23 protein-coding genes are annotated in these 22,158 nt (G+C 45.0%); 9 read left to right on the plus strand and 14 right to left on the minus strand.

The window, feature by feature from the left end; genetic code table 11:
- Window positions 1-63: 63 nt before the first annotated feature.
- From CBX98_RS12365 to CBX98_RS12375, 3 genes are all read right to left on the minus strand, one after another.
- Window positions 64-1,725 (minus strand): methyl-accepting chemotaxis protein, encoded by a 1,662-nt coding sequence (locus tag CBX98_RS12365; RefSeq protein WP_005392065.1) that lies wholly within the window; start codon window positions 1,723-1,725, stop codon window positions 64-66.
- Window positions 1,726-1,905: 180 nt separating this feature from the next.
- Window positions 1,906-2,292, minus strand: coding sequence for a DUF393 domain-containing protein (locus CBX98_RS12370; protein ID WP_005392063.1), 387 nt, complete (start codon window positions 2,290-2,292; stop codon window positions 1,906-1,908).
- A 24-nt stretch (window positions 2,293-2,316) separates the two neighbouring features.
- A complete protein-coding gene (locus CBX98_RS12375; protein WP_109169328.1) occupies window positions 2,317-3,111 on the minus strand; it encodes a DUF4344 domain-containing metallopeptidase in 795 nt (264 codons plus the stop codon).
- Window positions 3,112-3,975: 864 nt separating this feature from the next.
- On the opposite strand from CBX98_RS12375, the gene gltS (CBX98_RS12380) reads away from it, so the two are divergent.
- The gene (gene gltS / locus CBX98_RS12380; RefSeq protein ID WP_006740921.1) at window positions 3,976-5,211 is read left to right on the plus strand and encodes a sodium/glutamate symporter; all 1,236 of its coding nucleotides are present in this window, start codon (window positions 3,976-3,978) and stop codon (window positions 5,209-5,211) included.
- Window positions 5,212-5,312: 101 nt separating this feature from the next.
- Here the strand turns inward: gltS (CBX98_RS12380) and CBX98_RS12385 are convergent, their stop codons facing one another.
- Genes CBX98_RS12385 through CBX98_RS12395 form a run of 3 tightly spaced genes read right to left on the minus strand, consistent with a single transcriptional unit; the run spans window position 5,313 to window position 7,368 of the window.
- A complete protein-coding gene (locus CBX98_RS12385) occupies window positions 5,313-6,143 on the minus strand; it encodes a hypothetical protein (protein ID WP_109169329.1) in 831 nt (276 codons plus the stop codon).
- A complete protein-coding gene (locus CBX98_RS12390) occupies window positions 6,143-7,000 on the minus strand; it encodes an ABC transporter ATP-binding protein (protein WP_109169330.1) in 858 nt (285 codons plus the stop codon). Before CBX98_RS12390 ends, CBX98_RS12385 begins: the two co-directional genes overlap by 1 nt.
- On the minus strand, window positions 6,997-7,368 hold the full coding sequence (locus CBX98_RS12395; RefSeq protein WP_005392046.1) for a GntR family transcriptional regulator: 372 nt from the start codon (window positions 7,366-7,368) through the stop codon (window positions 6,997-6,999). Before CBX98_RS12395 ends, CBX98_RS12390 begins: the two co-directional genes overlap by 4 nt.
- 415 nt (window positions 7,369-7,783) lie before the next feature.
- Between CBX98_RS12395 and gltS (CBX98_RS12400) the strand changes: the two genes are divergently transcribed.
- Window positions 7,784-9,010 carry a sodium/glutamate symporter gene (gene gltS, locus CBX98_RS12400; protein ID WP_046875620.1) on the plus strand — a complete coding sequence of 409 codons (1,227 nt, stop codon included), beginning with the start codon at window positions 7,784-7,786 and terminating at the stop codon, window positions 9,008-9,010.
- 154 nt (window positions 9,011-9,164) lie between these two features.
- Window positions 9,165-10,031: a glycerol kinase gene (locus tag CBX98_RS12405; RefSeq protein ID WP_109169331.1), complete on the plus strand. Its 867-nt coding sequence runs from the start codon at window positions 9,165-9,167 to the stop codon at window positions 10,029-10,031.
- A 90-nt stretch (window positions 10,032-10,121) separates the two neighbouring features.
- Here the strand turns inward: CBX98_RS12405 and nagB are convergent, their stop codons facing one another.
- Window positions 10,122-10,922: a glucosamine-6-phosphate deaminase gene (gene nagB / locus CBX98_RS12410; protein WP_006740926.1), complete on the minus strand. Its 801-nt coding sequence runs from the start codon at window positions 10,920-10,922 to the stop codon at window positions 10,122-10,124.
- A 374-nt stretch (window positions 10,923-11,296) separates the two neighbouring features.
- Here nagB and CBX98_RS12415 point away from each other — a divergent pair, with 374 nt between their 5' ends.
- Entirely contained in the window at window positions 11,297-11,548 is a 252-nt protein-coding gene (locus tag CBX98_RS12415) for a DUF3081 domain-containing protein (RefSeq protein WP_005392042.1), read from the plus strand.
- A 151-nt stretch (window positions 11,549-11,699) separates the two neighbouring features.
- Here CBX98_RS12415 and CBX98_RS12420 read toward each other — a convergent pair whose 3' ends face one another.
- On the minus strand, window positions 11,700-12,053 hold the full coding sequence (locus CBX98_RS12420) for a DUF413 domain-containing protein (RefSeq protein WP_005392041.1): 354 nt from the start codon (window positions 12,051-12,053) through the stop codon (window positions 11,700-11,702).
- 148 nt (window positions 12,054-12,201) lie between these two features.
- On the opposite strand from CBX98_RS12420, the gene CBX98_RS12425 reads away from it, so the two are divergent.
- Window positions 12,202-13,095: a LysR family transcriptional regulator gene (locus CBX98_RS12425; protein ID WP_005374436.1), complete on the plus strand. Its 894-nt coding sequence runs from the start codon at window positions 12,202-12,204 to the stop codon at window positions 13,093-13,095.
- A gap of 81 nt (window positions 13,096-13,176) precedes the next feature.
- Here CBX98_RS12425 and CBX98_RS12430 read toward each other — a convergent pair whose 3' ends face one another.
- The 3 genes from CBX98_RS12430 to CBX98_RS12440 form a co-directional block, all read right to left on the minus strand.
- Window positions 13,177-13,872 carry a pirin family protein gene (locus tag CBX98_RS12430; protein ID WP_109169332.1) on the minus strand — a complete coding sequence of 232 codons (696 nt, stop codon included), beginning with the start codon at window positions 13,870-13,872 and terminating at the stop codon, window positions 13,177-13,179.
- 9 nt (window positions 13,873-13,881) lie between these two features.
- Window positions 13,882-14,325, minus strand: coding sequence for a DoxX family protein (locus CBX98_RS12435; RefSeq protein ID WP_006740929.1), 444 nt, complete (start codon window positions 14,323-14,325; stop codon window positions 13,882-13,884).
- A gap of 327 nt (window positions 14,326-14,652) precedes the next feature.
- The gene (locus tag CBX98_RS12440) at window positions 14,653-14,856 is read right to left on the minus strand and encodes a hypothetical protein (RefSeq protein WP_017633816.1); all 204 of its coding nucleotides are present in this window, start codon (window positions 14,854-14,856) and stop codon (window positions 14,653-14,655) included.
- Between the two features lie 194 nt (window positions 14,857-15,050).
- On the opposite strand from CBX98_RS12440, the gene CBX98_RS12445 reads away from it, so the two are divergent.
- The 3 genes from CBX98_RS12445 to CBX98_RS12455 all read left to right on the plus strand — a co-directional run bounded on the left by CBX98_RS12445 (window position 15,051) and on the right by CBX98_RS12455 (window position 17,816).
- Window positions 15,051-16,418 carry an AlkA N-terminal domain-containing protein gene (locus tag CBX98_RS12445; protein ID WP_109169333.1) on the plus strand — a complete coding sequence of 456 codons (1,368 nt, stop codon included), beginning with the start codon at window positions 15,051-15,053 and terminating at the stop codon, window positions 16,416-16,418.
- Window positions 16,415-16,897, plus strand: a complete 483-nt coding sequence (locus CBX98_RS12450; RefSeq protein ID WP_109169334.1) for a methylated-DNA--[protein]-cysteine S-methyltransferase — start codon at window positions 16,415-16,417, stop codon at window positions 16,895-16,897. Before CBX98_RS12445 ends, CBX98_RS12450 begins: the two co-directional genes overlap by 4 nt.
- Window positions 16,898-16,997: 100 nt before the next feature.
- Window positions 16,998-17,816 carry a hypothetical protein gene (locus tag CBX98_RS12455; RefSeq protein ID WP_109169335.1) on the plus strand — a complete coding sequence of 273 codons (819 nt, stop codon included), beginning with the start codon at window positions 16,998-17,000 and terminating at the stop codon, window positions 17,814-17,816.
- Window positions 17,817-17,895: 79 nt separating this feature from the next.
- Here CBX98_RS12455 and CBX98_RS12460 read toward each other — a convergent pair whose 3' ends face one another.
- A complete protein-coding gene (locus tag CBX98_RS12460; RefSeq protein WP_006740933.1) occupies window positions 17,896-18,504 on the minus strand; it encodes a YitT family protein in 609 nt (202 codons plus the stop codon).
- A 201-nt stretch (window positions 18,505-18,705) separates the two neighbouring features.
- Between CBX98_RS12460 and CBX98_RS12465 the strand changes: the two genes are divergently transcribed.
- Window positions 18,706-19,101 carry a GFA family protein gene (locus CBX98_RS12465; RefSeq protein WP_053809316.1) on the plus strand — a complete coding sequence of 132 codons (396 nt, stop codon included), beginning with the start codon at window positions 18,706-18,708 and terminating at the stop codon, window positions 19,099-19,101.
- 37 nt (window positions 19,102-19,138) lie between these two features.
- Here CBX98_RS12465 and nhaD read toward each other — a convergent pair whose 3' ends face one another.
- Together nhaD and CBX98_RS12475 are read right to left on the minus strand one after the other, a co-directional pair.
- Window positions 19,139-20,569 carry a sodium:proton antiporter NhaD gene (gene nhaD / locus CBX98_RS12470; RefSeq protein WP_053809315.1) on the minus strand — a complete coding sequence of 477 codons (1,431 nt, stop codon included), beginning with the start codon at window positions 20,567-20,569 and terminating at the stop codon, window positions 19,139-19,141.
- Between the two features lie 420 nt (window positions 20,570-20,989).
- Window positions 20,990-22,015, minus strand: a complete 1,026-nt coding sequence (locus tag CBX98_RS12475) for an acyltransferase family protein (protein WP_109169336.1) — start codon at window positions 22,013-22,015, stop codon at window positions 20,990-20,992.
- Window positions 22,016-22,158: the final 143 nt, after the last annotated feature.

A 22,158-nucleotide genomic window follows, 5' to 3' on the forward strand; every position in this document is an offset into this window, starting at 1 on the left:
GCAGAAATAAAAACAGCGACGTTAAGGCGTCGCTGTTTCTACTATTAAGTATGGTTAAGGAAGTTAAACCGTGAAGCGTCCCACCAAGTCGTAAAGCTCGTTGGCTTTGTGATTGAGGTTTTGGCTGCCCGAGCGATTTTGATTGGCAAGGTGCGCCGATTGACTACTTTGCTGAGAAATGACTTCGATGCGTTGTGAAATCTCTTGTCCAACTTGGCTTTGCTCTTCGGTCGCGGTAGCGATCAGCGTGTTCATGTCCATGATATTCGCAATCGCTGCTTGAATATCTTGCAGCGCAACCGATGCAGCACGTGCTTCTTCTACTGTCGCTTCGCCACGTGCTTGGCTAGATTCCATCGCTTTTACTGCGGCATCCGATCCTGCTTTAAGTTGATCGATCATCTTGTGAATGTCACCTGTGCTGTCCTGAGTGCGGCTTGCAAGTTTACGCACTTCATCCGCTACAACTGCGAATCCGCGTCCTTGGTCGCCCGCTCGTGCCGCTTCAATGGCGGCATTTAGCGCAAGCAAGTTGGTTTGTTCAGCAATATCTTGGATGACTTCAAGTGAGGATGAGATGTTCTGCACGTCACTCTCTAGACGTGAAATTACAGTGCTTGCTTCAGATACCTCATTCGCTAGCGCTTCAACGGAATTAGCGGCGGAGTCTACGATGTGTTTCGCTTGTTGTGCGTTGTCATCGGCGTTTTTAGCGGAATCGGCGGCTTGGTTTGCGTTGCCAGAGATCTCGTGAGCGGTGGCCGTCATTTCTGTCATTGCGGTCGCGACTTGTTCCGTTTCCTCACGTTGACCAGAAGCCAACTCATCCACTTGTGAGGCGCGTTGAGACATGTTGTTCGTTTCTGATACTACCTCTTGTCCGACATGGCTGACGCTCTTAATAATTCCTTGCAAGCTTTCAACGAAGATATTGAAGTTATGCGCGAGCTGCTTAAATTCTGGCACGCTAGATTCTTCCATACGCGCGGTTAAGTCGGCGTCACCTTGCGCGAAAGATTGGATTGAGCTGTCAAACTGTTCGATAGGGCGCATAATGCTACGGTTGACGAGTACGGCAAAAATGGCCACGACAACGGCAATAGAGACACAAAACATAGCAATAGCGGCTAAGGTATTGTTTAGCTCATCGTTTGCTGTGTTTTCCATCTCTGTAATGATCGCATCGATGTCATCAGTATAAAAACCTGTGCCAATCATAATATCCCACTTGGGAATGAACATGGAGTAGCTGAGTTTTGGTAATGCTTCGGTTTGCCCTAACTTAGGGAAGTAGTAGGTTGTGAAGTCACCCGTTTTGGCGTTTTTCAACAGGTCTTGGATCAGGTAGTTGCCTTTTTTGTCTTGAAGGTTATAGAAGTTTTCTCCAACCCCTTTGTTGTTTTTTCCGACAACAACACGCACACCTTTTGAGTCGTACGCAAAAATATAACCTGATTGGCCGAACTCTAGCTCTTTGAGCACTGGAATGGCTTCTTGCAATGAGGCATTACGATCCAATAATGGTTTGAGTGCGGAATGAGCCATCTGCACATAGTTTTTCAGTTCCGCTTTCTTCATCGCCATCATCGTCGTGTGCGTATGATTGATTTGTTGTTGGTTGTAGGTACTGGTTTGGAGGTAGGTAAACCACATCATACCCAAAGCAATCGTTAACACGGGAATGATGGAAAGAATATAAAGTCGCTTTCTTATCGTTAGATTCATAGGTACTTCCTTACGTCTCGGCGCAGCGTTACAAACTGGTAAACTTCAATAGCTTTACCAAATAAAAGTGTTAATAATTATTTTTGTACTGATTGCAGATTAACCGAGTTGGCGGGTGAGAAGTACAGGAAGTTGGTGATCGTGGACGAGAGAGACTCACATTTTTAAGCAGGATCACAATTAGCGAGAGCATTGGCCCGAGTTGCAGCGGGAGCTACCAGTAAGCCAGTATGAGACACGATACCTATTGTTGGCAAAGCGCAGGTAAAGCCAGTCTGCAATTGGCTTGAGTAATGGCCAACGTAGTGGAGCATATAGCCAACCTCGTCCTACCAACTGCCATGCTCGGTGAGTCACATCAAGACCAAGTATCAGTTCATTGTTGTCATTCAGCGCATGCAAAATCGTATTGGCTTTTTGCGCGTCTATCTGTGGGTAATCAGAAAATTCATCGCTGTAGATATCGACAATTTTTATCGCTTGTTTTACATCTCGTCGCTTAAGTGCGTGCATTTCTTTGGCGCACAGTGGGCAAGTTCCGTCATAAAATATGGTGAGTTTTGTCATTGCGATCGTCTTACTTGATTTGTCTTACTGAATTCTACGTGGCGATTTTTCTTTTGGTTCATTATGTTGCAGGTAGTGGTTCCAATTCGCGCGTATGTTCTCATAGTTGTATTGGCAAAAGTCTTTGCGATCACGTAGGTAGTCTTTTTCAACTTCATCGAGAAGCGACTTGTACTGTTCCGGATCACTGCCGTACACCAAACATAAGGTAGAGAAGTAGCGTTGCAAATCAAAACTGTGCTCATCAATGTACTCACCGAAGTCGTAGTAGTCCGGTCTGTCATCGGACTCAAATGCGAACATGTCGGCGGCGCTAATGGCCATCTCTGCGCCATCTTCTAGGAAGTCAATCATTAAGATCGTGGCAAAATTATCGACGGCATCTTCTTCTTTTCCGAGAATAGGGATGTTTTGATCTTCGATGTAAGCATGCCCGGCTTCATGAAGCAAGGTGTGTAATAACGTATCTAACGCCCCTGTTTTTGGGGATTTTCCAAGGCGTTCTTCATACTGGTTATTGGAGAAGTAATTGAGTGATTCCAAATAAAAAGTGTAGGGAATGTGTATCGTGTGCGTATCGGGATCGTACATTGGGCCATCTTCTCCGCCGTAAACCAGTGTGAGTGGTTTGTGAAATGGAAAGTGGATCTGAGATAGCTCAAGAAAAATTGGGTTTACATCGCTGTTTTGGATAGATTGCAGGGCGATGTTTTCATGGGTTGTTTCCACGGGAGAATATTCAATACGGATATTTTCCGCTGCAGTGGCAGATGAGATGGCACAGAGTAATAGCACAGGGAAAAGCGAATGAATTTTCATGTAGGGCTCTTGTTATTTGAATAACTTACATAAAAATTATACATGTTTTTGTGTGATGCATAATTGGGATTGTTTTTATCACCCAGAATCGGGTAGTTAGCCTCGAAAGACTACCATGACAACACCGTACATTTTGGTTGCTGGGCCCTCAAGAAAGCCGATAAAAACACGTTTACTCAGGAGACGATAGATAAGTGATTGGCTTTTAAGGTTTATTTTTTGGTGAGGCTAAGCTGAATTGGCTTTGCTCTTTTGTCTGTAAAAATGCTATTCAGCAGTTAATCATTATGGAATGAAACCATGGGATTGGTGAATATCACTGAATTGAAGAAAATTATCAGCAATATGTTATAATCCGGCTCCGTTGTGACGAAAACGTTTGTTGCAGCTTGAGAGTTTCCTTGGATTCGGCTCGTTTACACACCATGAGCCAGAGTTGAAAAACTACGACAGGAACAAGCAAACCCAATTGTTTTGAACGCGATCTCGGCGTTTAGAGGTTACAACGGGAAGGAACTTTGTTTGATAGTAATTGACACATTCTGTTTAAGTAAGGGAGCCCAACGTGGTTCAGAAAGTGTCACCCAGAATTTACTCACAACACTATACCCCAAGCAGTCACGCACAGGTATTGCGAGGGGGCATTTGAAGGAGCTATATCGGCTCCTTTCACATTTAAGGGCTTGCTAACAGCGGAAAACTGACACATCGCTAAAGGAGCGTCCCTTAAACTAGCCTAAGGCGCATCTACACCAACTTTTGAGTATTTTCGAAACAGTAAAGCGAGAACATTTACTATTGAATGAAGGTTAAATTAACACTCGATCATTACGGAGGATGAAGAGAACAATAATAAGAGGCGATATGAATCATTTAATATCTGTAGGTGCACTGGAGTCCTTCTTGGTCGCAATCAGTGTGCTTTTCCTGGGGCATTTTATTAATGCTAAGCTACCGATTTTAAAGAAGTTCAACATACCTGAGCCGATTGTAGGTGGCCTTATTGTGGCCTGCATGATTACTGCTCTTCATTTCAACGGCATCGACTTGGAGTTCGATTTGCCGTTACAAAATACGTTTATGTTAATGTTTTTTGCGACGGTTGGTTTGGCCGCAAATTACACTCAGTTGATGAAAGGAGGTGCGAAGGTTTTTATCTTCTTAGCTGTCGCATCGTTTTACATCATCATACAAAACGGCGTTGGCGTTTCACTCGCGGCGGCGCTCGGTTTAGATCCTTTGATGGGGTTAATTGCTGGCTCGATTACTCTGTCTGGTGGCCATGGTACAGGTGCTGCGTGGTCACAAACCTTCCAAGACGTGTATGGATTGGATAACGTTTTGGAAATTGCGATGGCATCAGCCACTTTTGGTTTGATCATCGGCGGTATCATTGGTAGCCCAGTGGCACAGCGCCTCGTAGAAAAAAACAGCATTGAATCGGAGTATGGTCGTGGTGGTCGGGATGCCAAAACTCACGAAAAATTCCCTGAGTTGGTGACCTACAACGAATACGAAGAAGATAAAGTAACGGCGAAAAAAGTGGTGGAGAAACTCTTCTTCCTACTGATCTGTGTTACTGGGGCGAAGTATGTTGAGCAATGGGTCAGCACGTATGAAATCTCATGGTTGATGATTCCAGACTTTGTATATGCGCTGTTCATTGGTGTGATCATCACGAACTTCTTAGAGGTGACCAAGCTTCGTAAGTTAGATGCAGAAACCGTCGATATGCTCGGTACCGTTTCTTTGTCATTGTTCTTGGCGATGGCATTAATGAGCTTGAAGTTATGGAATATCTTTGACTTAGCGATTCCATTCTTGGTCATTTTGGCTGTGCAGTCTGTGGTCTTAGCTATCTTCACTTACTACGTTACGTTCAAAGTGATGGGACGCAATTACGACGCTGCGGTTATTGCGGGTGGTCACTGTGGTTTTGGCTTGGGGGCAACCCCAACAGCCGTGATGAACATGGGCTCTATCGTTAACCGATTTGGCCCGTCGCCGCAGGCATTTATGGTGGTGCCAATTGTGGGGGCTTTCTTTATCGACATCGTTAACTTAATCATTTTACAAGGTTACATTTCATTCCTTGGTTAAATTTAAGTTCATGATCTCCTAAGGTCGAAATAAAAACGGTCACAACACAGGTTGTGACCGTTTTTTTATGGCTCGATTTTGGCCGTTTATCGAACGACGGATTATTGAATGGTTCGGCTGAACTTGAGACTAGCTGTCCAACCAAGAACGCCGATGAAAGCGTAAATGCCAACGTTTAACCAGCCCGCCTGAGGAATTGCATTAAATGGGCTTGGTGCAACAATGGCGTGCAGTGGAAGGTAAAGCACTTCGGAGAAGAACTGATCTAGGCCGTAATAGCCAAATAGTGCGATTGGCATCCAGCGCAGCGCATAAATGGCGATAAACAAAATGACCAGTGGTGAGTTCACTTTCTGAGAAATAGCCATTGCGGTTAATGCCAGCGGTAACAGTAGAATACCGGCGAATAACATTCTGATTAAAAACTCTCCCCAATGCAGCAGCACGTAACCTAACGAGGCTTGGCGGTACAATAAAGCCAGTTGGTGATCGGTAGAGATGTTCAGCAACCACAACATCAAATCTGCTGCGAGTACGAGCGCCGAGCAAACGAGCGGAATCACCAATAAGCCAAACCCTAGCTTCACTAAGTGAGTTTTTATGTCGCTGACCGGCATACTACGCCAAAACATAATACTGCCCTCCGCACGCTCTTTGCGCAGTGTTCTCGGGAAGTATTGAACGGCTAACAAGATAGACAGCAGTCCCGCCCCGCCGGTAATCAACATGTTTACATCGTCACCAAGCTCTTTGTGAATGTCACTGACATCACCACCAAAGCTCATTTGAAAAAACATATTGTGTTGTAGTGTGTTGTTACTCATTAAACTGACAAAGAGGATAAGTCCACATGCCAACACAAACAGTGGAATACGTAAAACAAGAGGGTTTTCTAACCACTCTTTTTGCAACATCGCGACAACTGAACGCATTACGCTGCCTCCTTCTGCAATGCTAAAAATAGATCCGCTAACTTCACCCCATGGATGGCCCCCATTGTTTCTGCTTGTTGGGCATACTGGGCAGTGAGTAACCATTTCGTTGAACCGAGCCCTTTTTGTGACGACAGTGGGTTCATCGCTTCAATTTGTGTGCGGTATTCGTCGCTGGCCTCAAGGATGAAGTAGTCTTCACTGATACTATCCATCGAGGTTTGTAGTACAGGGCGGCCATGCTTGAGAATCAGCACATCAGTCAGTAAGTGCTCAATCTCTGATACTTCATGACTGGCGATGATCAACACGCGCTCGCCGTCGTGAAACCATTCTAATAAGTGACGATAAAACGTATCACGATACACGAGATCTAACCCGAGTGTCGGCTCATCCAATATGAGGATTTGGGTGTTAGTCGCGATTACAATCGCGAGGTGCAATTGCACCTTCATCCCTTTGGATAAAGATTTGATGCGCGCACGAGGTTTGATGTCCGTTTGACGAAGCAGCGTATCTGCTTGGACGCGATTGAACCCTGGATGCACGCCTTCGGTATAGTTAAGCAGTTGAGCGACAGTCATCCAATCTGGCAGAACGTTCACATCCGAGATGTAGGACAAGCTCTGCATTATTTTGTCGCGTTGCATAATGGGTTCAAATCCGTTGATACGAACAGTGCCTTGATATTCATGTGCGCCGAGTAGGGCATTAATAAGCGTTGATTTACCTGCGCCATTATGGCCGAGTAAGCCAAGTACTTGTCCTGCATGTAGGTCGAAACTCACTTCATGCAGTGCTTCTCCTTGTTGCTGATATTGCTTGGAGACGTTTTTTACACTGACTAATGCGCTCATTGGTCACCTTTCAAGTGTGGTTTTAGTTGTTGAATGAATTCGTCGAGTGACATATCCAGACGCTGTATTGTGTCGGCTATCTGCGGAATTTGTTGTTGAAGAAAACGTGCCTTCTCGTCTGCGAGCAATTTTAGTTTTGCCCCTGAAGCGACAAACATACCTTGACCGCGTTTTTTCTCCACTAACCCCTCATCAACAAGCAATTGATAGCCTTTCATAACGGTGAGGTGGTTAATTTTCATATCCGCAGAGATGCTACGAACAGAGGGCAGAGCATCGCCTTCTTGCCAGATACCTTGCAGTATTTGTTGAGTGATCTGGTCAGCCAACTGTCGAAAAATCGGTTGGCGATCATGCCAATTGGTCATGAGTGAATCTCTTGGCTGAAATGGTGTTATATATAGGTATAACACCTAGTGTGCCGGAGAGAAAGTAATAATTTAAAATTAAGCGTATGTTCCAGCCTTCGCTTTCCCTAAATATCTACCTATGTGATAGCTATTTTGAAGACTTTATTGTGAACATAAATTAGACACTTCTCATAAGTTGAGAAGTGTTATTTTTCTAATCCAATCAAGGTATTTACCACCAGCTTGGTATTGGTATTCTCATATAATGATAATCAGTGGGATTTTGGGTGCATCCATTTCTTACTTGATGAGAATTTGTGGCAAATACACCCTAGAAAACAAAAGGTTCGAGAGGCAATCTGATTGACTTAGGCACCTATCTCACGTTGAGCGCTTGCTCAATGAATGAGAAAGAGGAGAGTAAAGAGGTCTCATGAATCAGGTAATATCTATCGGCCCACAAGAGTCGTTTCTCGTCGCAATTTGCGTGTTATTTTTAGGGCAGTTCATTAACACCAAATTACCAACCTTAAAGAAATTCAATATCCCAGAGCCAATTGTTGGTGGTCTAGTTGTGGCTTGCGTGATCACGACGATGCACTTAAATGGTGTGGATGTATCATTTGATTTGCCACTGCAAAACACCTTTATGCTGATGTTTTTTGCGACGGTTGGCTTAGCCGCGAATTACACCCAACTGATTAAAGGCGGTGCGAAAGTTTTCATCTTCCTTGTTGTGGCATCGGTCTACATTCTTATCCAAAATGCGGTCGGCGTATCCTTAGCAACCGCATTGGGGTTAGATCCACTCATGGGGTTGATCGCCGGCTCTATTACGCTTTCTGGCGGACATGGAACTGGTGCGGCGTGGTCGCAAACTTTTCAAGAAATGTATGGTTTGCACAATGTCCTAGAAGTGGCGATGGCTTCTGCTACGTTTGGCTTGGTCATGGGCGGGATTATTGGCAGCCCTGTCGCGCAAAAGTTACTCAACAAGCACAACTTAGAATCGGAATACGGACGCACCAACCAAAGCCATCAGAGTTTCCCTGAATTGGTGACCTATAACGAACATGAAGAAGATCGTGTCACGGCGAAAAGAGTTGTAGAAAGCTTATCCATTATTTTGCTTTGCGTGACAGGCGCGAGCTATCTAGAGAGTTGGGTGAGCAGTTTTGGCATCAAGTGGTTAATGATCCCAGATTTTGTTTATGCGCTGTTTATTGGTGTTGTCATCACCAACATCATGGAAGTGACCAAGGTGCGCAAGGTTGATTTAGAAACCGTTGATATTCTTGGTACGGTTTCGCTATCGCTGTTCCTTGCCATGGCTCTGATGAGCTTGAAATTGTGGAATATCTTTGATCTTGCGATCCCGTTCCTTATTATTCTTGCTATTCAGTCGGCCGTACTCGCGGTGTTCACTTATTACATAACATTCCGCATGATGGGCAGTAATTACGATGCCGCGGTGATCGCCAGTGGACATTGTGGTTTCGGTTTAGGTGCCACACCGACTGCGGTCATGAATATGGGCTCTATCGTGAGTCGTTATGGTCCATCACCACAAGCATTTATGGTGGTTCCAATTGTCGGTGCATTCTTCATCGACATTGTGAATTTAGTGATTTTGCAAGGATGCATCGCTTTTATTAAATAACATTCGCTTTTTTACCGAAATAACAAAGCCAGCACCTATACGCTGGCTTTGCTATTTGTAACACGAAATCTTGTTTCTCTGACTTCAAGCCGTGAAATCAATACGTTACTATGATGACATAGTGTTCAGTTTTACAGCAGCATGAGGTACCCACATGTCTGAAAAAATATCGACGTCGGCATTAGCGAAAATGCGTAAGGTTGAAGCCAAGCTGTTGTTTGCCGATCTCAAACGTGCTGGCTACATTGTTCGCCAAGACGAAAAATGGATTCTGACGGAAGAAGGCGCCAAGTTTGGCGGCGAGTATGTGGATCACCCTAAATTTGGCCAGTTCATCGTCTGGCCGACCAATTTACATATTGAGCTGACTTCCAGCTCAGGGAAAACATTAAGCGCCACGCAGCTGGGTGAAAAGCTGAAACTGAATGCGAAGCGCATGAACCAACTGTTGAGTGAGTTGGGGTGGATCGCCAAATCTGAAGAAGGTTGGAGTGTCACTGAAGCTGGTATACGCGCTGGTGGCCAGCAAAGAACCGATAAAGAGACACAAAATACCTTTGTCGTATGGCACGATGTGGTGCTGCGTAATAAGCGTCTTAAGCAGTCTGTCATTGAATTTTTAGGGCAAGATGCGGAGTCACACTCCACGGATAAATCTTACTCAAGCTTTCGCCAAAAGTTTGAAGCCAAACACCGAACATTAGATGGGCATTACGTGCGCTCTAAGGGGGAGTTGCTCATCGACAACTGGCTGTACTTGGCTGGTGTGGTGCACGCTTATGAACGTCAGCTGCCGATTGACCAAGATGTCACCAGTGATTTTTATTTTCCAGGCGGTAAAGTCTATTTACAGTTTTGGGGAAGTGATACTGGGGAGATGGCTGAGGCTGACCGTGAGACCATTCGTACTGTTTATGAGCAGCATCATTTTAACCTTATCGAAGTCGAACCGAGTGAACTAGACAAGTTAGATGAAGTGCTGCCTAAGCGTCTTCGTCAGTTTGGTATTAAAGCTTATTAACGACTTAAGCCCGCTGTTCAGATAAGAAAAAACCCGTGATTGATCACGGGTTTCGTATTTTAGTGTGCATCTAGGCTGTCATCCTATGGATTAAAAACCTTTGATGTTTTCCGCTTCTAGCTCCGAGAAGTACTTCACTGTCTTCACTTTCAGTTCTTGTTGAGCTGGCTCGTCACATACAATCACTGCTTTAGGGTGAAGTTGAAGTGCAGAAACCGTCCATAGGTGGTTTACACAACCTTCTACTGCTGCTTCAAGTGCTTGAGCTTTGTTATGACCTGTTACCAGAATCATCACTTCTTCTGCGTCTAGCAGTGTACCCACACCGATAGTCAGTGCGTATTTAGGCACTTGGTTGATATCGCCGTCAAAGAAGCGAGAGTTCGCAATGCGAGTGTCTTCAGTCAGTGTCTTGATGCGAGTACGAGAAGACAGAGATGACGCTGGCTCGTTGAACGCGATGTGACCGTCGTTACCCACGCCGCCCATGAACAGGTTGATCTTGCCGTAAGACTTAATTTTGTCTTCGTAACGCTTACATTCTGCGTCGTGATCGTCAGTGTTACCGTTCAGTAGGTTGATGTTTTCTTCTTGGATATCAATGTGATTAAAGAAGTTGTTGTACATGAACGAGCGGTAAGACTCTGGGTGATCTGCAGGGATGCCAATGTACTCATCCATGTTGAAAGTCACGACGTTTTTGAAGCTCACTTCGCCGGCTTGGTAAAGCTCGATTAAGGCTTTGTAGGTTGCTAGAGGAGTGCCACCAGTTGGTAGACCCAGAACGAATGGACGCTCAGCAGTAGGTTTAAAGTCGTTGATACGCTTAGCGATATGCGCAGCTGCCCACTTACCTACTTGTGCTGCTCGAGTTAACGGGATAAGTCTCATTTTGTGCCCCTAGTTATTGGAATTTACGATGTACCGAAACATTAATTCGCATTATAAAATAAGTAATGACGAACTGCTATTGTTTTAGGTCAAAATTTTGCTTTTTCTTTAACCAGTGTTGATTTTATCGACTGTTTTTATATCTAAATGCTTTTATAAGCCGATTTTTTACAAAGAAATTGCATTATGAAACTGACGAATTGACAGATAAAATTTATGATCTAAATTAAGTTCTGTCTTCGCACTTAACCTTGTTTTTTAACAACCTACAGAGTGTGAAACCGCACACGAACTTCAAATATTATGGGATGGACATGGCACGACGCTCATTCCTTAACCATAATTGAAATGTGTAAACCAGTGAGGAATTCGGTATGAAAAATGAGTTAGATCCGAGCAAAGTACTACAGGCTTACGAATGTGTGATGAACAACGGTACACCAACCGAATTTGGCAAAATGTATGAAGGTGTAGAAGCGTTTTCCGATTACGACGGGTACAACGTTTTCTTACGAGGGAATGGTGTTGAGCTAAAGGTTGGCTTCCACAATACCTATCAATTGGAGTACGACCAAGAGCACTTGAAAGAGAGCTTTTTGAAAAAGATCGCGATGCTTGCCAAGTAGACTAGCACTAAATACTAAAAAAGCCCTTGGGAGAACGCGCCCTTGGGCTTTAGGAGAAGAAATGAGCTTGTTTTGCTCGCTCAGTCAAACCAAACGAGCTTTCGCCTATTACCTACTGCTAGAAAAAGGCGAGAATTAGTTTATTTGGTTATTAATCGTCTTCGACCAAACTCTCTTCAATGTAATCTTCTGTCGCGTCAGGCTTATTACGACCATTTAGCGTGTGGAAGCGCTTGCGACCACGAGCAAGTTGGGTGTACTTTAGCCACGTACGCTCAAGTTTTGTTTTTGCTTTGCCTGGGTTTTCTAGCACCTTGATGAAGTGTTTCTCTTCGCTATTTTCAGGTGTTAATTCGCCTGACTCTAAGCCAAGCATAGTATCCCCATAAATTGTTAGGATTTCCTCTTCCGAGAGAGTAAAATCGCCAGACTTTGCAAAGCCGCGTGGGAATTTTACGTTGTCGTAAAAACGTTTTTTGCCATGACGGAATTCAGTGTCAGACATGTCAACAGCCTCTGTAACCGTTATTGATGAATGTAGTGAACTACGGCGAAAATTAGGCGTAAAGCTAACAAAAGAAAAACAAAACTTTTTTGTCGTCATGATTTTAATTAGTTGTTAATCTGGTTTTATATTAACCAGGAGATGGTTTATGGATGTAAAAGTCTTTCGAACATTTTTAGAGCTGGCAAGGGTTCGTCACTTCGGACGCGCCGCTGAGAATCTTTATATTACCCAAGCTGCAGTGAGCGCACGTATCAAACAATTGGAAAGTTACTTCGATACGCAATTGTTTATTCGTGATCGAAATAACATAAAGTTGACCTCTGCAGGTGAGCGCTTAATCAGTTATGCAGAGGTGATGGTCACCACATTGCAACAAGCGAAGCTAGAGTTATCGCTTGAAGATGGCAAAGCGCTGCAATTAACGTTAGGCGGTACGCCAAATATTTGGGACGCCTACTTGCAGAACTGTTTAAGTGTCGTCACAGATTCATTTGGAGGCTATGGCTTCATGGCAGAAGTGATGGGGCGGGAAATGCTCAGTCGCAGCTTGCTAGAGCGCACGTTAGATATGGCATTTGCGTTCGACCAAATCAAAGCTGATGAGCTTAACTGCAAAAAAGTGGCCGATGTTGTTCTCGTTCTGGTATCGACTGAGAAAGACTCTTTAGACACCGTTTTTGAAAACAAATACGTGTATGTGGATTGGGGAACGCGCTTCTCATCAGAACATTCTGAACGTCACCCTAAGATCCCGGCTCCGTATCTGCGCACCTCAACAGCGCGTATAGCATTGGACTTTATTTTAGAGAAGGGCGGTGCCGCTTACTTACCCATCTCTCTGGTAGAGCCCTTTATCGCCAATGGGCAGCTTCACAAGGTGTCTGGCGTAGAAGATTGGTGTCGCCCTATCTATTTGAGCTATCGTAAAGCTAGCTCGTCTGTAGACGCGATTAAGCAAGTGGAAGAAATTGTCAAAGAGATTGATCCACTGACGGCTTACAGTTTTCAGCAAATTGGTTCCGGCACTTCCGACGAATAGCGTTGAGTGAAAAGTCAGAGAAATTAAAAAGCCGCCTTGGAAAATCCAGGCGGCTTTCTTTTTATCTCGATGAATCGATAGTTATGGCAAGTCAAATAGCAGGGCGGTTGTGCTCTCGTTCGATGTATTGCGTAAAACAACCTTACTTTGCTGTTCGACCTTCGCGCCGTCGCCCGCCGTCAAGGTGGTATTGTCGATGCTAAGGCTTCCCGTTACTTGGTGAACGAATAAGTTTCTACCCGATTCTATCTCAAAGTTAAGTTCGCTATTTGGTTCAAGAATTAACTGATGTAATGTGGCATCTTGCTTAATAAGTAGCGTACCGTTTTCTCCTGTTGGAGTCGCGATAGTTGTTAGTCCAGGCGTGCGACCAAAGTCTTTTTGCTGATAACCTGGTTTGGTTCCAAATGTATTTGGCTGAATCCAAATTTGTAGAAAGCGCAGCGTGTCGCGGTTCGACGCATTGTACTCACTGTGGTAAATCCCTTTCCCTGCCGACATGAGTTGGAATTCCCCGGCAGGTAATGTTTTCACGTTACCTTCGCTGTCTTTGTGCGCGATAACACCTTCCAGCACATAGCTGATGATCTCCATATCACGATGGCCATGTGTATCAAAACCTGCGCCAGGTTGGACTACATCGTCATTAATGACTCTCAGCTCAGAAAAGCCCATATGTTGAGGATCGTAATAGCTACCGAAAGAAAACGTATGTCTGCTATCAAGCCAGCCAAAGTTTGCTCGACCTCGGTCTGCTGCATGTCTTACCGTAATCATAGAGCCTCCCTAAGAGAGTTTTTTGTTCAAGAAGTTATCTAGCGCGGCCTTACCTGCGCCAGAAAACGCCAGTGAAACACTTGCTGCCAGTAAAGCTAAGCCAAACTCGTAACCGTTGTTTGCCATGAACAAACCGTTTTCAAAGTGGACGGAGAATATCGCTACCACCATCGTGAACGCTAAAGCAACGGCTGCTGGGCGAGTTAGTAGGCCAAGCAAGATGAACAAGCCGCCAAAGAACTCTGCGCTGCCAGCAAGGAATGCCATTAGCACGCCAGGACCTAAACCGATGGATGCCATCCACTGACCTGTACCTTCTAACCCATAGCCACCAAACCAACCAAACAGTTTTTGTGCGCCGTGCGCCATAAAGATAATGCCGATTGGAATGCGAAGTGATAGTGCGCTGTAACCTGCGTTTGAAGTGGTGATTTTCTGTAATAGTGCTTTCATGATTCTGTCCTCTGACTCTTTTCAATGAGTGGGAAGCGTGTGCTCCCGTGCTGTTGAGAACAGTTTAGGTGGCGGTGAGAATAAAAATAACGGGAGTATTTTGATAAACTCGTTCTAAAAAATTGAATAATGGATTTTTGTTATTTTTAATCAGTTGCTTGAGTGTTTTTTATGAGTTTTTTATGCCAGTTTTGTCGTGTTTTAAATCAGGTTCCATCATTATTTTCGATAAACATTTTTGCTGTTAAACAAAAAAAAAGAGCACAGGTTGCTGTGCTCTATTGCTTTCGCTATTTACAAGGGAGAAAGGTGTGTTAAAGAAAACCGTCAGAGGTTCATTAAGCTCTCTAGTGACTCCTCTACATTGTTGTAGTGATAGGTTCGAATATTACGTCCATCCGTGGCATTAATTTGAATTTCTGAGATCTCGTTATCTGAGTCTCGTTCGATAATTCCAATTGAATGATCTACGGATTTACTGGTAATAACCTTTTGGTTTCTTAGTACAATTACGCAAGTGTGTAAGTCCATGCCAATTCCCTTTAGCCGACGTTGTTGTGATGTTCTGAATCTAACTTTAGTGTACAAAAGCGCTAATGCCAATAAATCTCAATATTGAGTTCCGAAAATGGCTAATTGTAGACGCTTAAGCAAGCTACAATAACATTATATTGAACTATGCCTATGAACAATAAATGACAAAAGGCATGAGCAAGGAAAGCACTATGTTTATTCACCCCCATACCTCACTGACTTTCGAGCAGTGTCATAAGGCGCGAGTCGCGCGAGACAGCCGCTTTGATGGGCGATTTTATGTGGCTGTGAAAACAACGGGGATCTTTTGTCGCCCAATTTGTCCGGCTAATTTACCTAAAGAAGAAAATGTAGAGTACTTCACCGATAAAGCGCAAGCTCTCCAAGCGGGGTACCGTCCTTGTTTGCGCTGTCGACCTGATAGCGCGCCGGGTTCCTGGGCATGGAAAGGCGTAGAAACGACCTTTCAACGAGCGATTTCGTTAATTGATCGAGGGGAGTTGCATCACCACTCGGTGTCTGAGCTAGCAGGGCGTGTTGGGATTTCGGATCGCTACTTACGTATGTTGTTTGAGCAGTATCTAGGCATGTCACCCAAGCAGTATGCGCAATATCAACAATTAATGTTCGCCAAACAGTTACTTCATTCCAGTTCTATGTCGGTCACGGAAGTAGGCTTCGCCGCCGGTTTTAATAGTACACGCCGCTTTAACGATGCTTTCCAAAAGTTTCTCAAATTGACGCCTTCTCAAGTCCGTCGCAAAGAGTTTGACGGTATGGGTAGCAATCGAATTGCCTTGCCTTATCGAGGTGAATTGAATTGGCAGCACATGTTGAACTTCTACCGTTTACGAGCGATTGAGGGGGTTGAGCTGGTGAGTGATGAGAGTTATCAGCGCAACGTTTGTCTGGATACCAGTAAAGCATGGTTTAAAGCGACCAAAGGTGAAGGGTACCTAGAGCTAGCGTTTGAAATTGAAGATGTAACGAAGCTGCAAAACTTGGTGTCTGACATTCGTCGTATGTTCGATCTCGACGCCGATATTTGTACTGTCGAGCAGCATTTGGATTATGTCGCACCAGGGCTTGTGTCGAGTAAAGGTATTCGGATTCCTGGTGTATGGAATGCATGGGAGGCTGGAGTTCGAGCGATTTTAGGCCAACAAGTGTCGGTTAAAGCGGCGATTGGTCAACTTAACTTATTGGTGACCACACTTAGTGGAGAGTCAGAAAAACGCTTTTTCCCGACACCAGATGCGATAGCGAATACCGACGTGAGCTTTTTGCGCATGCCGCAAAGCCGTAAAGAGACGCTAGTGCGCTTCGCCCAGTTCATGCAGGACAACTCAGAAGCCGAACCTCAGCAGTGGCTAGTCTTGAAAGGCATTGGACCTTGGACAGTCAGTTATGCTCAACTGCGAGGGCAATCTCAACCCGATTGCTTTTTAGATAAAGACTTAGTGGTGAAAAAGGCGATGCAGCGTTACCCATCACTGAATACGCATACTGCGGCCCCTTGGGGAAGCTACGCAACGTTTCACTTATGGAATCAATCATGAAAACATTTTATACCGAAATGCCGAGCCTATTAGGAACGGTGACCATCCAATCTAACGCTGAGGGCTTGCTTGGCATTTGGTTTGAAACATGCACCACTAAGCCGAGTGAACTGGGAGCGCGAGACGATCAACATCCGGTTTTGCGCCAAGCTGTTACCCAGTTGAATGAATATTTTTCTGGCCTACGCAATGAATTTGATCTGCCTTTGGCGGCTACAGGCACGGATTTTCAAAATCGAGTTTGGCAGGCACTAACGACCATTCCATACGGCGAAACGTGGAGCTATCAAGATCTCGCCAACGCGATTGGCAACCCTAAAGCTGTGCGCGCTGTTGGGTTGGCAAACGGCAAAAATCCTATTTCTATCGTGGTGCCTTGTCATCGCGTTATTGGCAAAAGCGGTAAATTGACAGGGTATGCTGGTGGAGTAGAGCGCAAGCAACGTTTACTTGCGTTGGAGCAAGGTACACCGCTTTAAGTGAGGCGATTCTCATATTGTGACTAAGCGTGCTGCACAGGGGAAACGATAGTGTAGAGTTTCATATTCGTTATACGAATAGAAAAAGGATAATAAGGACATGCCTTTCAAAACGGATTTTGATGCATTCATGAGTGAGTGTTGGCAGCATCACGAAGCACAGCCCGAACAAACTTATGCTCAATTGGAAACGGCTCTGAGTGAGGTGGAAAACGTTAGCCACCTCGAGCGAATATTCGCATTGATGCTGCACACCGCGATTGGTCACCTCCAGTGCCCAGAACAGTTTCTTACCTGTTTAGAGCACTTTGATGAACGCAAGGTTGCCGAGAGTTCGGCATTGCAACGCAGTATTGCCGTTGCGCGCTTTTTCGTTGATGGCACTGACTGTGTGGGGTTGTTAGCAGAGCAAGACCAACGACGAGTTTACGCTTTGATTTCGAATGAACTTTCTGCGCTTGCTCAGCTTGAACTGGCGAGCCAATGGCTGGCGAAAGCCGCGCTAGGTATGACACCACAAGATGCTGAAGGGCCGCTAGCAAGCTCTATTGCAATCACAGCAAACAACTTGGCGTGTCAGTATGAAGCGCTGGCTGAGCGCACGAATGTGGAAAAATCGAGGATGCTAGAAGCGGCCAAGCTCGCGTTGGATTACTGGAAAGTGGCGGGTGGTTGGATGCAAGAAGAACGTGCAGAGTATCGCTTAGCGATGAGTTTACTCAAAGCGGGTGAAGCCGGACAAGCCAAGCAGCATGCCGAGCGCTGCGAAGCCATTTGTCAGCAAAATGGTGGCGACGCGTTTGAGCTGTTCCATGCGCATGATTTGCTGATGCAAGTACACTTCCATCTTAGCCAGAAATATAAAGCTCAAGTGGATGTGGGGATGCAGCAATACTGCGCAACGAGTTCGTTGACATGATCTCAACGTTGAATAAAAAAGCCCCGAGCGAATGGCTCGGGGCTCATATTTTGTAAGTTCACTCATTACACGATGTTGATTATGCTATTTGCGCTTTTGCCTGGTATCGTCCTGGTTTATGGTTCATCGCCAAAATCAAGTTTGTCGCCACGGCACCCAGGACGGATAGAGCGATAAGGTGCACATCCACAATGAACAGCGACATCACTACGATGGCACAATCGAGCGCCATCTGAACTTTACCAGCTCGAATCCCAAAACGTTCCTGAAGGTACAACGCTAGAATGTTAAAACCGCCTAAACTCATCTTGTGACGGAAAATCACCAACATACCTATTCCAATTAACCCACCACCTAGAAGTGCTGCATAGAAAGGTTCGATTCGTGAAATTTCAATCACATGGTGCAGATGATCGACCGCAAAAGAAACAATCGAGACCGCAATGAAGGTATTAATGGTGAAGCGCCATCCCATGCGCATTACAGACAAAATATAAAAAGGGAGGTTGAGAGCGAAAAATATCTGACCAAAGCTGAAGTCACTCACTTTGGTAAGGAAGATCGCCAAACCAGCCGTACCGCCGGTGAGCAATCCTACTTTGCTGAAAAATATTACCCCAAGCGACACTAACGCACTGCCGAGCGTCAGAGCCAAGAGGTTCTCTCTTAGGCTATGATCTTTATCCATAAAATTTTTTCCTTGGTTTAAAAACCGCGCCGGAGACAACACGTCCATCCAACGAGATAAACAGTTGCCAAAATAGCAACTAACAAATCGGCCAATAAAATGTCGCGAAAAGTGATGAATGTCGAGTTTTTGGACAAGATTGTGCTGATGCTAGCCTGTTTAACATAATGTACACAGGTAGAAAAACAACAAGGAAAAGTTATGATTAAGAAAGTCGGCACTACCCAAATCAACGCATTACATCGACTGAGTTGTCACTGCGGAAAAGTTGAACTGGAACTTGCATTACCTAATGGTATTGAGAAGCCGAGACGATGTGATTGCTCCATGTGTCGACGTCGCGGCGCGATTGTGGCATCTGTGCCTCTGAATGGTATTCGTATCGTGCAAGGCGAAGATGTTTTGAAGCTGTATCAGTTTAACACTCGCACAGCGAAGCACTTTTTCTGTGGCGAATGTGGTATTTATACGCACCATCAGCGTCGCTCTGACCCGAGTGAGTACGGCTATAATGTCGGCTGTTTAGAGGGCGTCAACCCATATGAATTGGGAACTATCGAAGTGATGGATGGCGTTAACCACCCATCCGACAGTTAGGTTATATCGCAAGTTAAGCGCCTGACGCGCGGTGCTTTTAGGTAAATAAACCGCTATTCATCCACAAGTGTACCGCAATACTGGCGGCATAACCCAAGGCGATGACGGGAGCCCATTTTAGGTGGCCAAAGAAGGTATATTGACCACGCGCGGCTCCCATTAATGCGACACCTGCCGCAGAGCCTATTGAAAGCAAGCTGCCCCCCACACCCGCAGTCAATGTGACAAGTAACCAGTTCCCCATCGACATGCTTGGTTCCATAGTCAGTACAGCAAACATCACCGGAATGTTATCGACGATGGCAGATAGAACACCAACCATCACGTTGGCCCAGACAGGGTTCCATTGGTTGTACATGATGTTTGAAACCAGTTCGAGATAGCCAAGTAAGCTCAAACCGCCGACACACATCACTACGCCGTAGAAGAACAGCAAGGTGTCCCATTCTGCGCGAGATACACGGTGGAACACGTCAAACGGAACGACTGAACCTAAGCGTTTTAATGCGTGATCGTCGCCATTGGCAATTGCCATGGCCGCTTTTTTTGCCAAGGAATGTTTGAGTGTTTGGCGTAAGAAGTAGCCGAAAAATTGTAAGTAGGCCAAGCCCATCATCATGCCCATAACTGGTGGGAAGTGCAGCAAAGCGTGGAAAGAGACTGCGGTGGCAATCGTCAGAATGAATAGTGCGACAATACGTCTCGCGCCGCGTTTCAGTTCTACGTGTTGATGAATCGTATTCGGTTTGGTGTTTGGAACAAAGAGTGACATCAAAAACGCAGGAACCAAATAGTTCACCAGTGACGGGACGAATAACGGGATGAATTCAGCAAAGCTGACATGCCCGGCTTGCCACACCATCAGGGTCGTAATGTCACCAAACGGGCTGAATGCACCGCCAGCGTTGGCAGCGATAACAATGTTGATACAGGCAAGATTCACGAATCTAGGATTATCACCAGAGACTTTCATCACCACAGCGCACATCAAGAGGGCTGTGGTTAAGTTATCGGCAATCGGTGAAATAATAAAGGCGAGAAACCCCGTCAGCCAAAACAGCTTTTTGAAGCCAAAGCCTTTGCCGACCATCCACGCCTGTAAGGCATCGAAGAGTTTGCGCTCTTCCATAGCATTGATGTAAGTCATCGCTACTAACAAAAACAGCAGCAGTTCCGCGTATTCCAACAAGTTGTGTTCTAGTGCGGATTTGGCGATTTCTGGCTGGTTGTGTTGAGCAAAGGTGTAGCCAATCAGAATCCAAATTAACCCTGCAGCGAGCAGCACAGGCTTGGATTTTCTCATTTTCAGATACTCTTCCAACATAACCAGTATGTAAGCAATCGAAAAGATAATGAGAGCCGCGTAACCGACACCAGAATTAACAAGGTTCAGTTCATTGGTGGGTGCAGCAAAGGTGGCGCTAGAGAACAACAAACAGCAGAAAGCCACAATTGGATAGATTGGCATAGACATTTCTCCTTTGTCTGGTTGGAGAAATATTAGCCACAAATTAATGAGTTAGTTGTGAGAGAGCTCGAATTAACAGTAGGAGTTAGGAAATGATAGTGTGCGCCACTATTTTCTGAGTGACGCAATGCTTGCTGCGCCAAATAAAACCACAGCGGCATACAAACCGTAAGTTAACCAATGGCTAATCTCTAAAAAAGGAACGAGTCCTTGACCTGCCCACATACAGCCTCCGTTTAATGAGCAATGTTGTAATATTCGAGCCAATTTAAAGGAAATGAACAATGTTTTTTGTGAGTGACGGCAAATTCTGAAGGATTAGAAAGTCAAAAATTGGTCAGTGAGAGAGAAATCTCATTTTTAACTGGCTAGCTCTAACCCTTTTGAGTTAGAGCTAGCTATATCGAGCGCTGAATGGATTTAGCGCAGCAGCCATTTTCTCAACGGTGAAGCCTCAATTGCTTTCACAAGCAGTATGGTTGCGACAATCGTTGCAAGATAAATAAACACATCTTTCGCAAGGTATTGCAACCCGATAAATCCAGCGACATTCATCATAATAATTATCACAAGCAGATGGCTAACATAAATGCCTAACACGCTAGGAGATAGTTTGAATACCCAAGGCATATCGCCAAAATGTGGGTGGACTAACAGCCACATGAAGACACCCAGGGCCCAGATAACAGTACCAAACAGGAAGTCGTGAGAATTAAAAGCGACCTCGTGTTGCATTAGCCAATAAGCTTCACCAAAATGCAGCGCCATACCAAGAAGAATGCATCGAATCGTATTGTTTCGCGACCATCGCCACTGTTCTTCTCGTGCTAGATAACCCAGTGTTACCAGCAAAGTACTGAAAAACGGCCCATTACGAGTAAAGAAAGGCGCTGGCAGATCGGTAATAGTCGAATAACTGCCAGCAAACACGCCGTATATGTATAGTAATACGGCGGTTGGCAGTACCAATTGAGCCATATTGATATGCACGAGGAAGGCAATTAAGGCAACGGCAATGACCAGAGCTGGAATAAACCACAGGTGAACGAGCCCGCCTTCGACGAGTGAATTGAGCGGGGTCGACATTAAGTAGCCCCAGTAGCCCTGCCTTTCGGCGAGATACCCCGCCTCAGCGACAGTTTGCCACTGGAATGGCATCAATAAACTGAGCACGCTCCAAATGAGCCAAACCTTCATCAGTGGTTTGGCGTAGTTTTTTAGTGTTTCGATAGGTGCGCGGCTTAGTTTGGGCTGGATAAGATAACCAGAAATGAGAAAAAACAGTGGCACAGCAAAACGAGCCAATTGGTTGAGCATATAGCCAACCCACGGTATTCCATCCCATTGCCAGTATGTCAGGGCCATCTGGCAGTGCAATCCTATAATTGCAAACATCGCAATAATACGCGCAAACTCTAAGCTGGCTATTTTTTGTTTCTTTGCCATTACATTACTTACCTAAATAAAAAAACTTAGGTGAAAGTAGCAGGTTGTGGCTGAATTAATGCGTGAAAAAGTCAACAGACTCGCGCTTACACTGAAGCTGTGTTTAAATTTAAGACTTACTTCAAACTTCTTAATTATTAACC

The organism is Vibrio sp. T9, from assembly GCF_003123985.1.
GTDB classification, from domain to species: domain Bacteria; phylum Pseudomonadota; class Gammaproteobacteria; order Enterobacterales; family Vibrionaceae; genus Vibrio; species Vibrio diabolicus.

Bases quoted from the DNA above. Each gene is read 5' to 3' on its own strand.
- gltS (WP_006740921.1), top strand. From the start codon at position 3,976: ATGAATCATTTAATATCTGTAGGTGCACTGGAGTCCTTCTTGGTCGCA.
- CBX98_RS12455 (WP_109169335.1), top strand. From the start codon at position 16,998: ATGCCTTTCAAAACGGATTTTGATGCATTCATGAGTGAGTGTTGGCAG.
- nhaD (WP_053809315.1), bottom strand. From the start codon at position 20,569: ATGCCAATCTATCCAATTGTGGCTTTCTGCTGTTTGTTGTTCTCTAGC.
- CBX98_RS12460 (WP_006740933.1), bottom strand. From the start codon at position 18,504: ATGGATAAAGATCATAGCCTAAGAGAGAACCTCTTGGCTCTGACGCTC.
- CBX98_RS12425 (WP_005374436.1), top strand. From the start codon at position 12,202: ATGGATGTAAAAGTCTTTCGAACATTTTTAGAGCTGGCAAGGGTTCGT.
- gltS (WP_046875620.1), top strand. From the start codon at position 7,784: ATGAATCAGGTAATATCTATCGGCCCACAAGAGTCGTTTCTCGTCGCA.
- CBX98_RS12475 (WP_109169336.1), bottom strand. From the start codon at position 22,015: ATGGCAAAGAAACAAAAAATAGCCAGCTTAGAGTTTGCGCGTATTATT.
- CBX98_RS12385 (WP_109169329.1), bottom strand. From the start codon at position 6,143: ATGCGTTCAGTTGTCGCGATGTTGCAAAAAGAGTGGTTAGAAAACCCT.
- nagB (WP_006740926.1), bottom strand. From the start codon at position 10,922: ATGAGACTTATCCCGTTAACTCGAGCAGCACAAGTAGGTAAGTGGGCA.
- CBX98_RS12435 (WP_006740929.1), bottom strand. From the start codon at position 14,325: ATGAAAGCACTATTACAGAAAATCACCACTTCAAACGCAGGTTACAGC.
- CBX98_RS12370 (WP_005392063.1), bottom strand. From the start codon at position 2,292: ATGACAAAACTCACCATATTTTATGACGGAACTTGCCCACTGTGCGCC.
- CBX98_RS12445 (WP_109169333.1), top strand. From the start codon at position 15,051: ATGTTTATTCACCCCCATACCTCACTGACTTTCGAGCAGTGTCATAAG.
- CBX98_RS12375 (WP_109169328.1), bottom strand. From the start codon at position 3,111: ATGAAAATTCATTCGCTTTTCCCTGTGCTATTACTCTGTGCCATCTCA.
- CBX98_RS12395 (WP_005392046.1), bottom strand. From the start codon at position 7,368: ATGACCAATTGGCATGATCGCCAACCGATTTTTCGACAGTTGGCTGAC.
- CBX98_RS12405 (WP_109169331.1), top strand. From the start codon at position 9,165: ATGTCTGAAAAAATATCGACGTCGGCATTAGCGAAAATGCGTAAGGTT.
- CBX98_RS12365 (WP_005392065.1), bottom strand. From the start codon at position 1,725: ATGAATCTAACGATAAGAAAGCGACTTTATATTCTTTCCATCATTCCC.
- CBX98_RS12420 (WP_005392041.1), bottom strand. From the start codon at position 12,053: ATGTCTGACACTGAATTCCGTCATGGCAAAAAACGTTTTTACGACAAC.
- CBX98_RS12390 (WP_109169330.1), bottom strand. From the start codon at position 7,000: ATGAGCGCATTAGTCAGTGTAAAAAACGTCTCCAAGCAATATCAGCAA.
- CBX98_RS12430 (WP_109169332.1), bottom strand. From the start codon at position 13,872: ATGATTACGGTAAGACATGCAGCAGACCGAGGTCGAGCAAACTTTGGC.
- CBX98_RS12450 (WP_109169334.1), top strand. From the start codon at position 16,415: ATGAAAACATTTTATACCGAAATGCCGAGCCTATTAGGAACGGTGACC.
- CBX98_RS12415 (WP_005392042.1), top strand. From the start codon at position 11,297: ATGAAAAATGAGTTAGATCCGAGCAAAGTACTACAGGCTTACGAATGT.
- CBX98_RS12440 (WP_017633816.1), bottom strand. From the start codon at position 14,856: ATGGACTTACACACTTGCGTAATTGTACTAAGAAACCAAAAGGTTATT.
- CBX98_RS12465 (WP_053809316.1), top strand. From the start codon at position 18,706: ATGATTAAGAAAGTCGGCACTACCCAAATCAACGCATTACATCGACTG.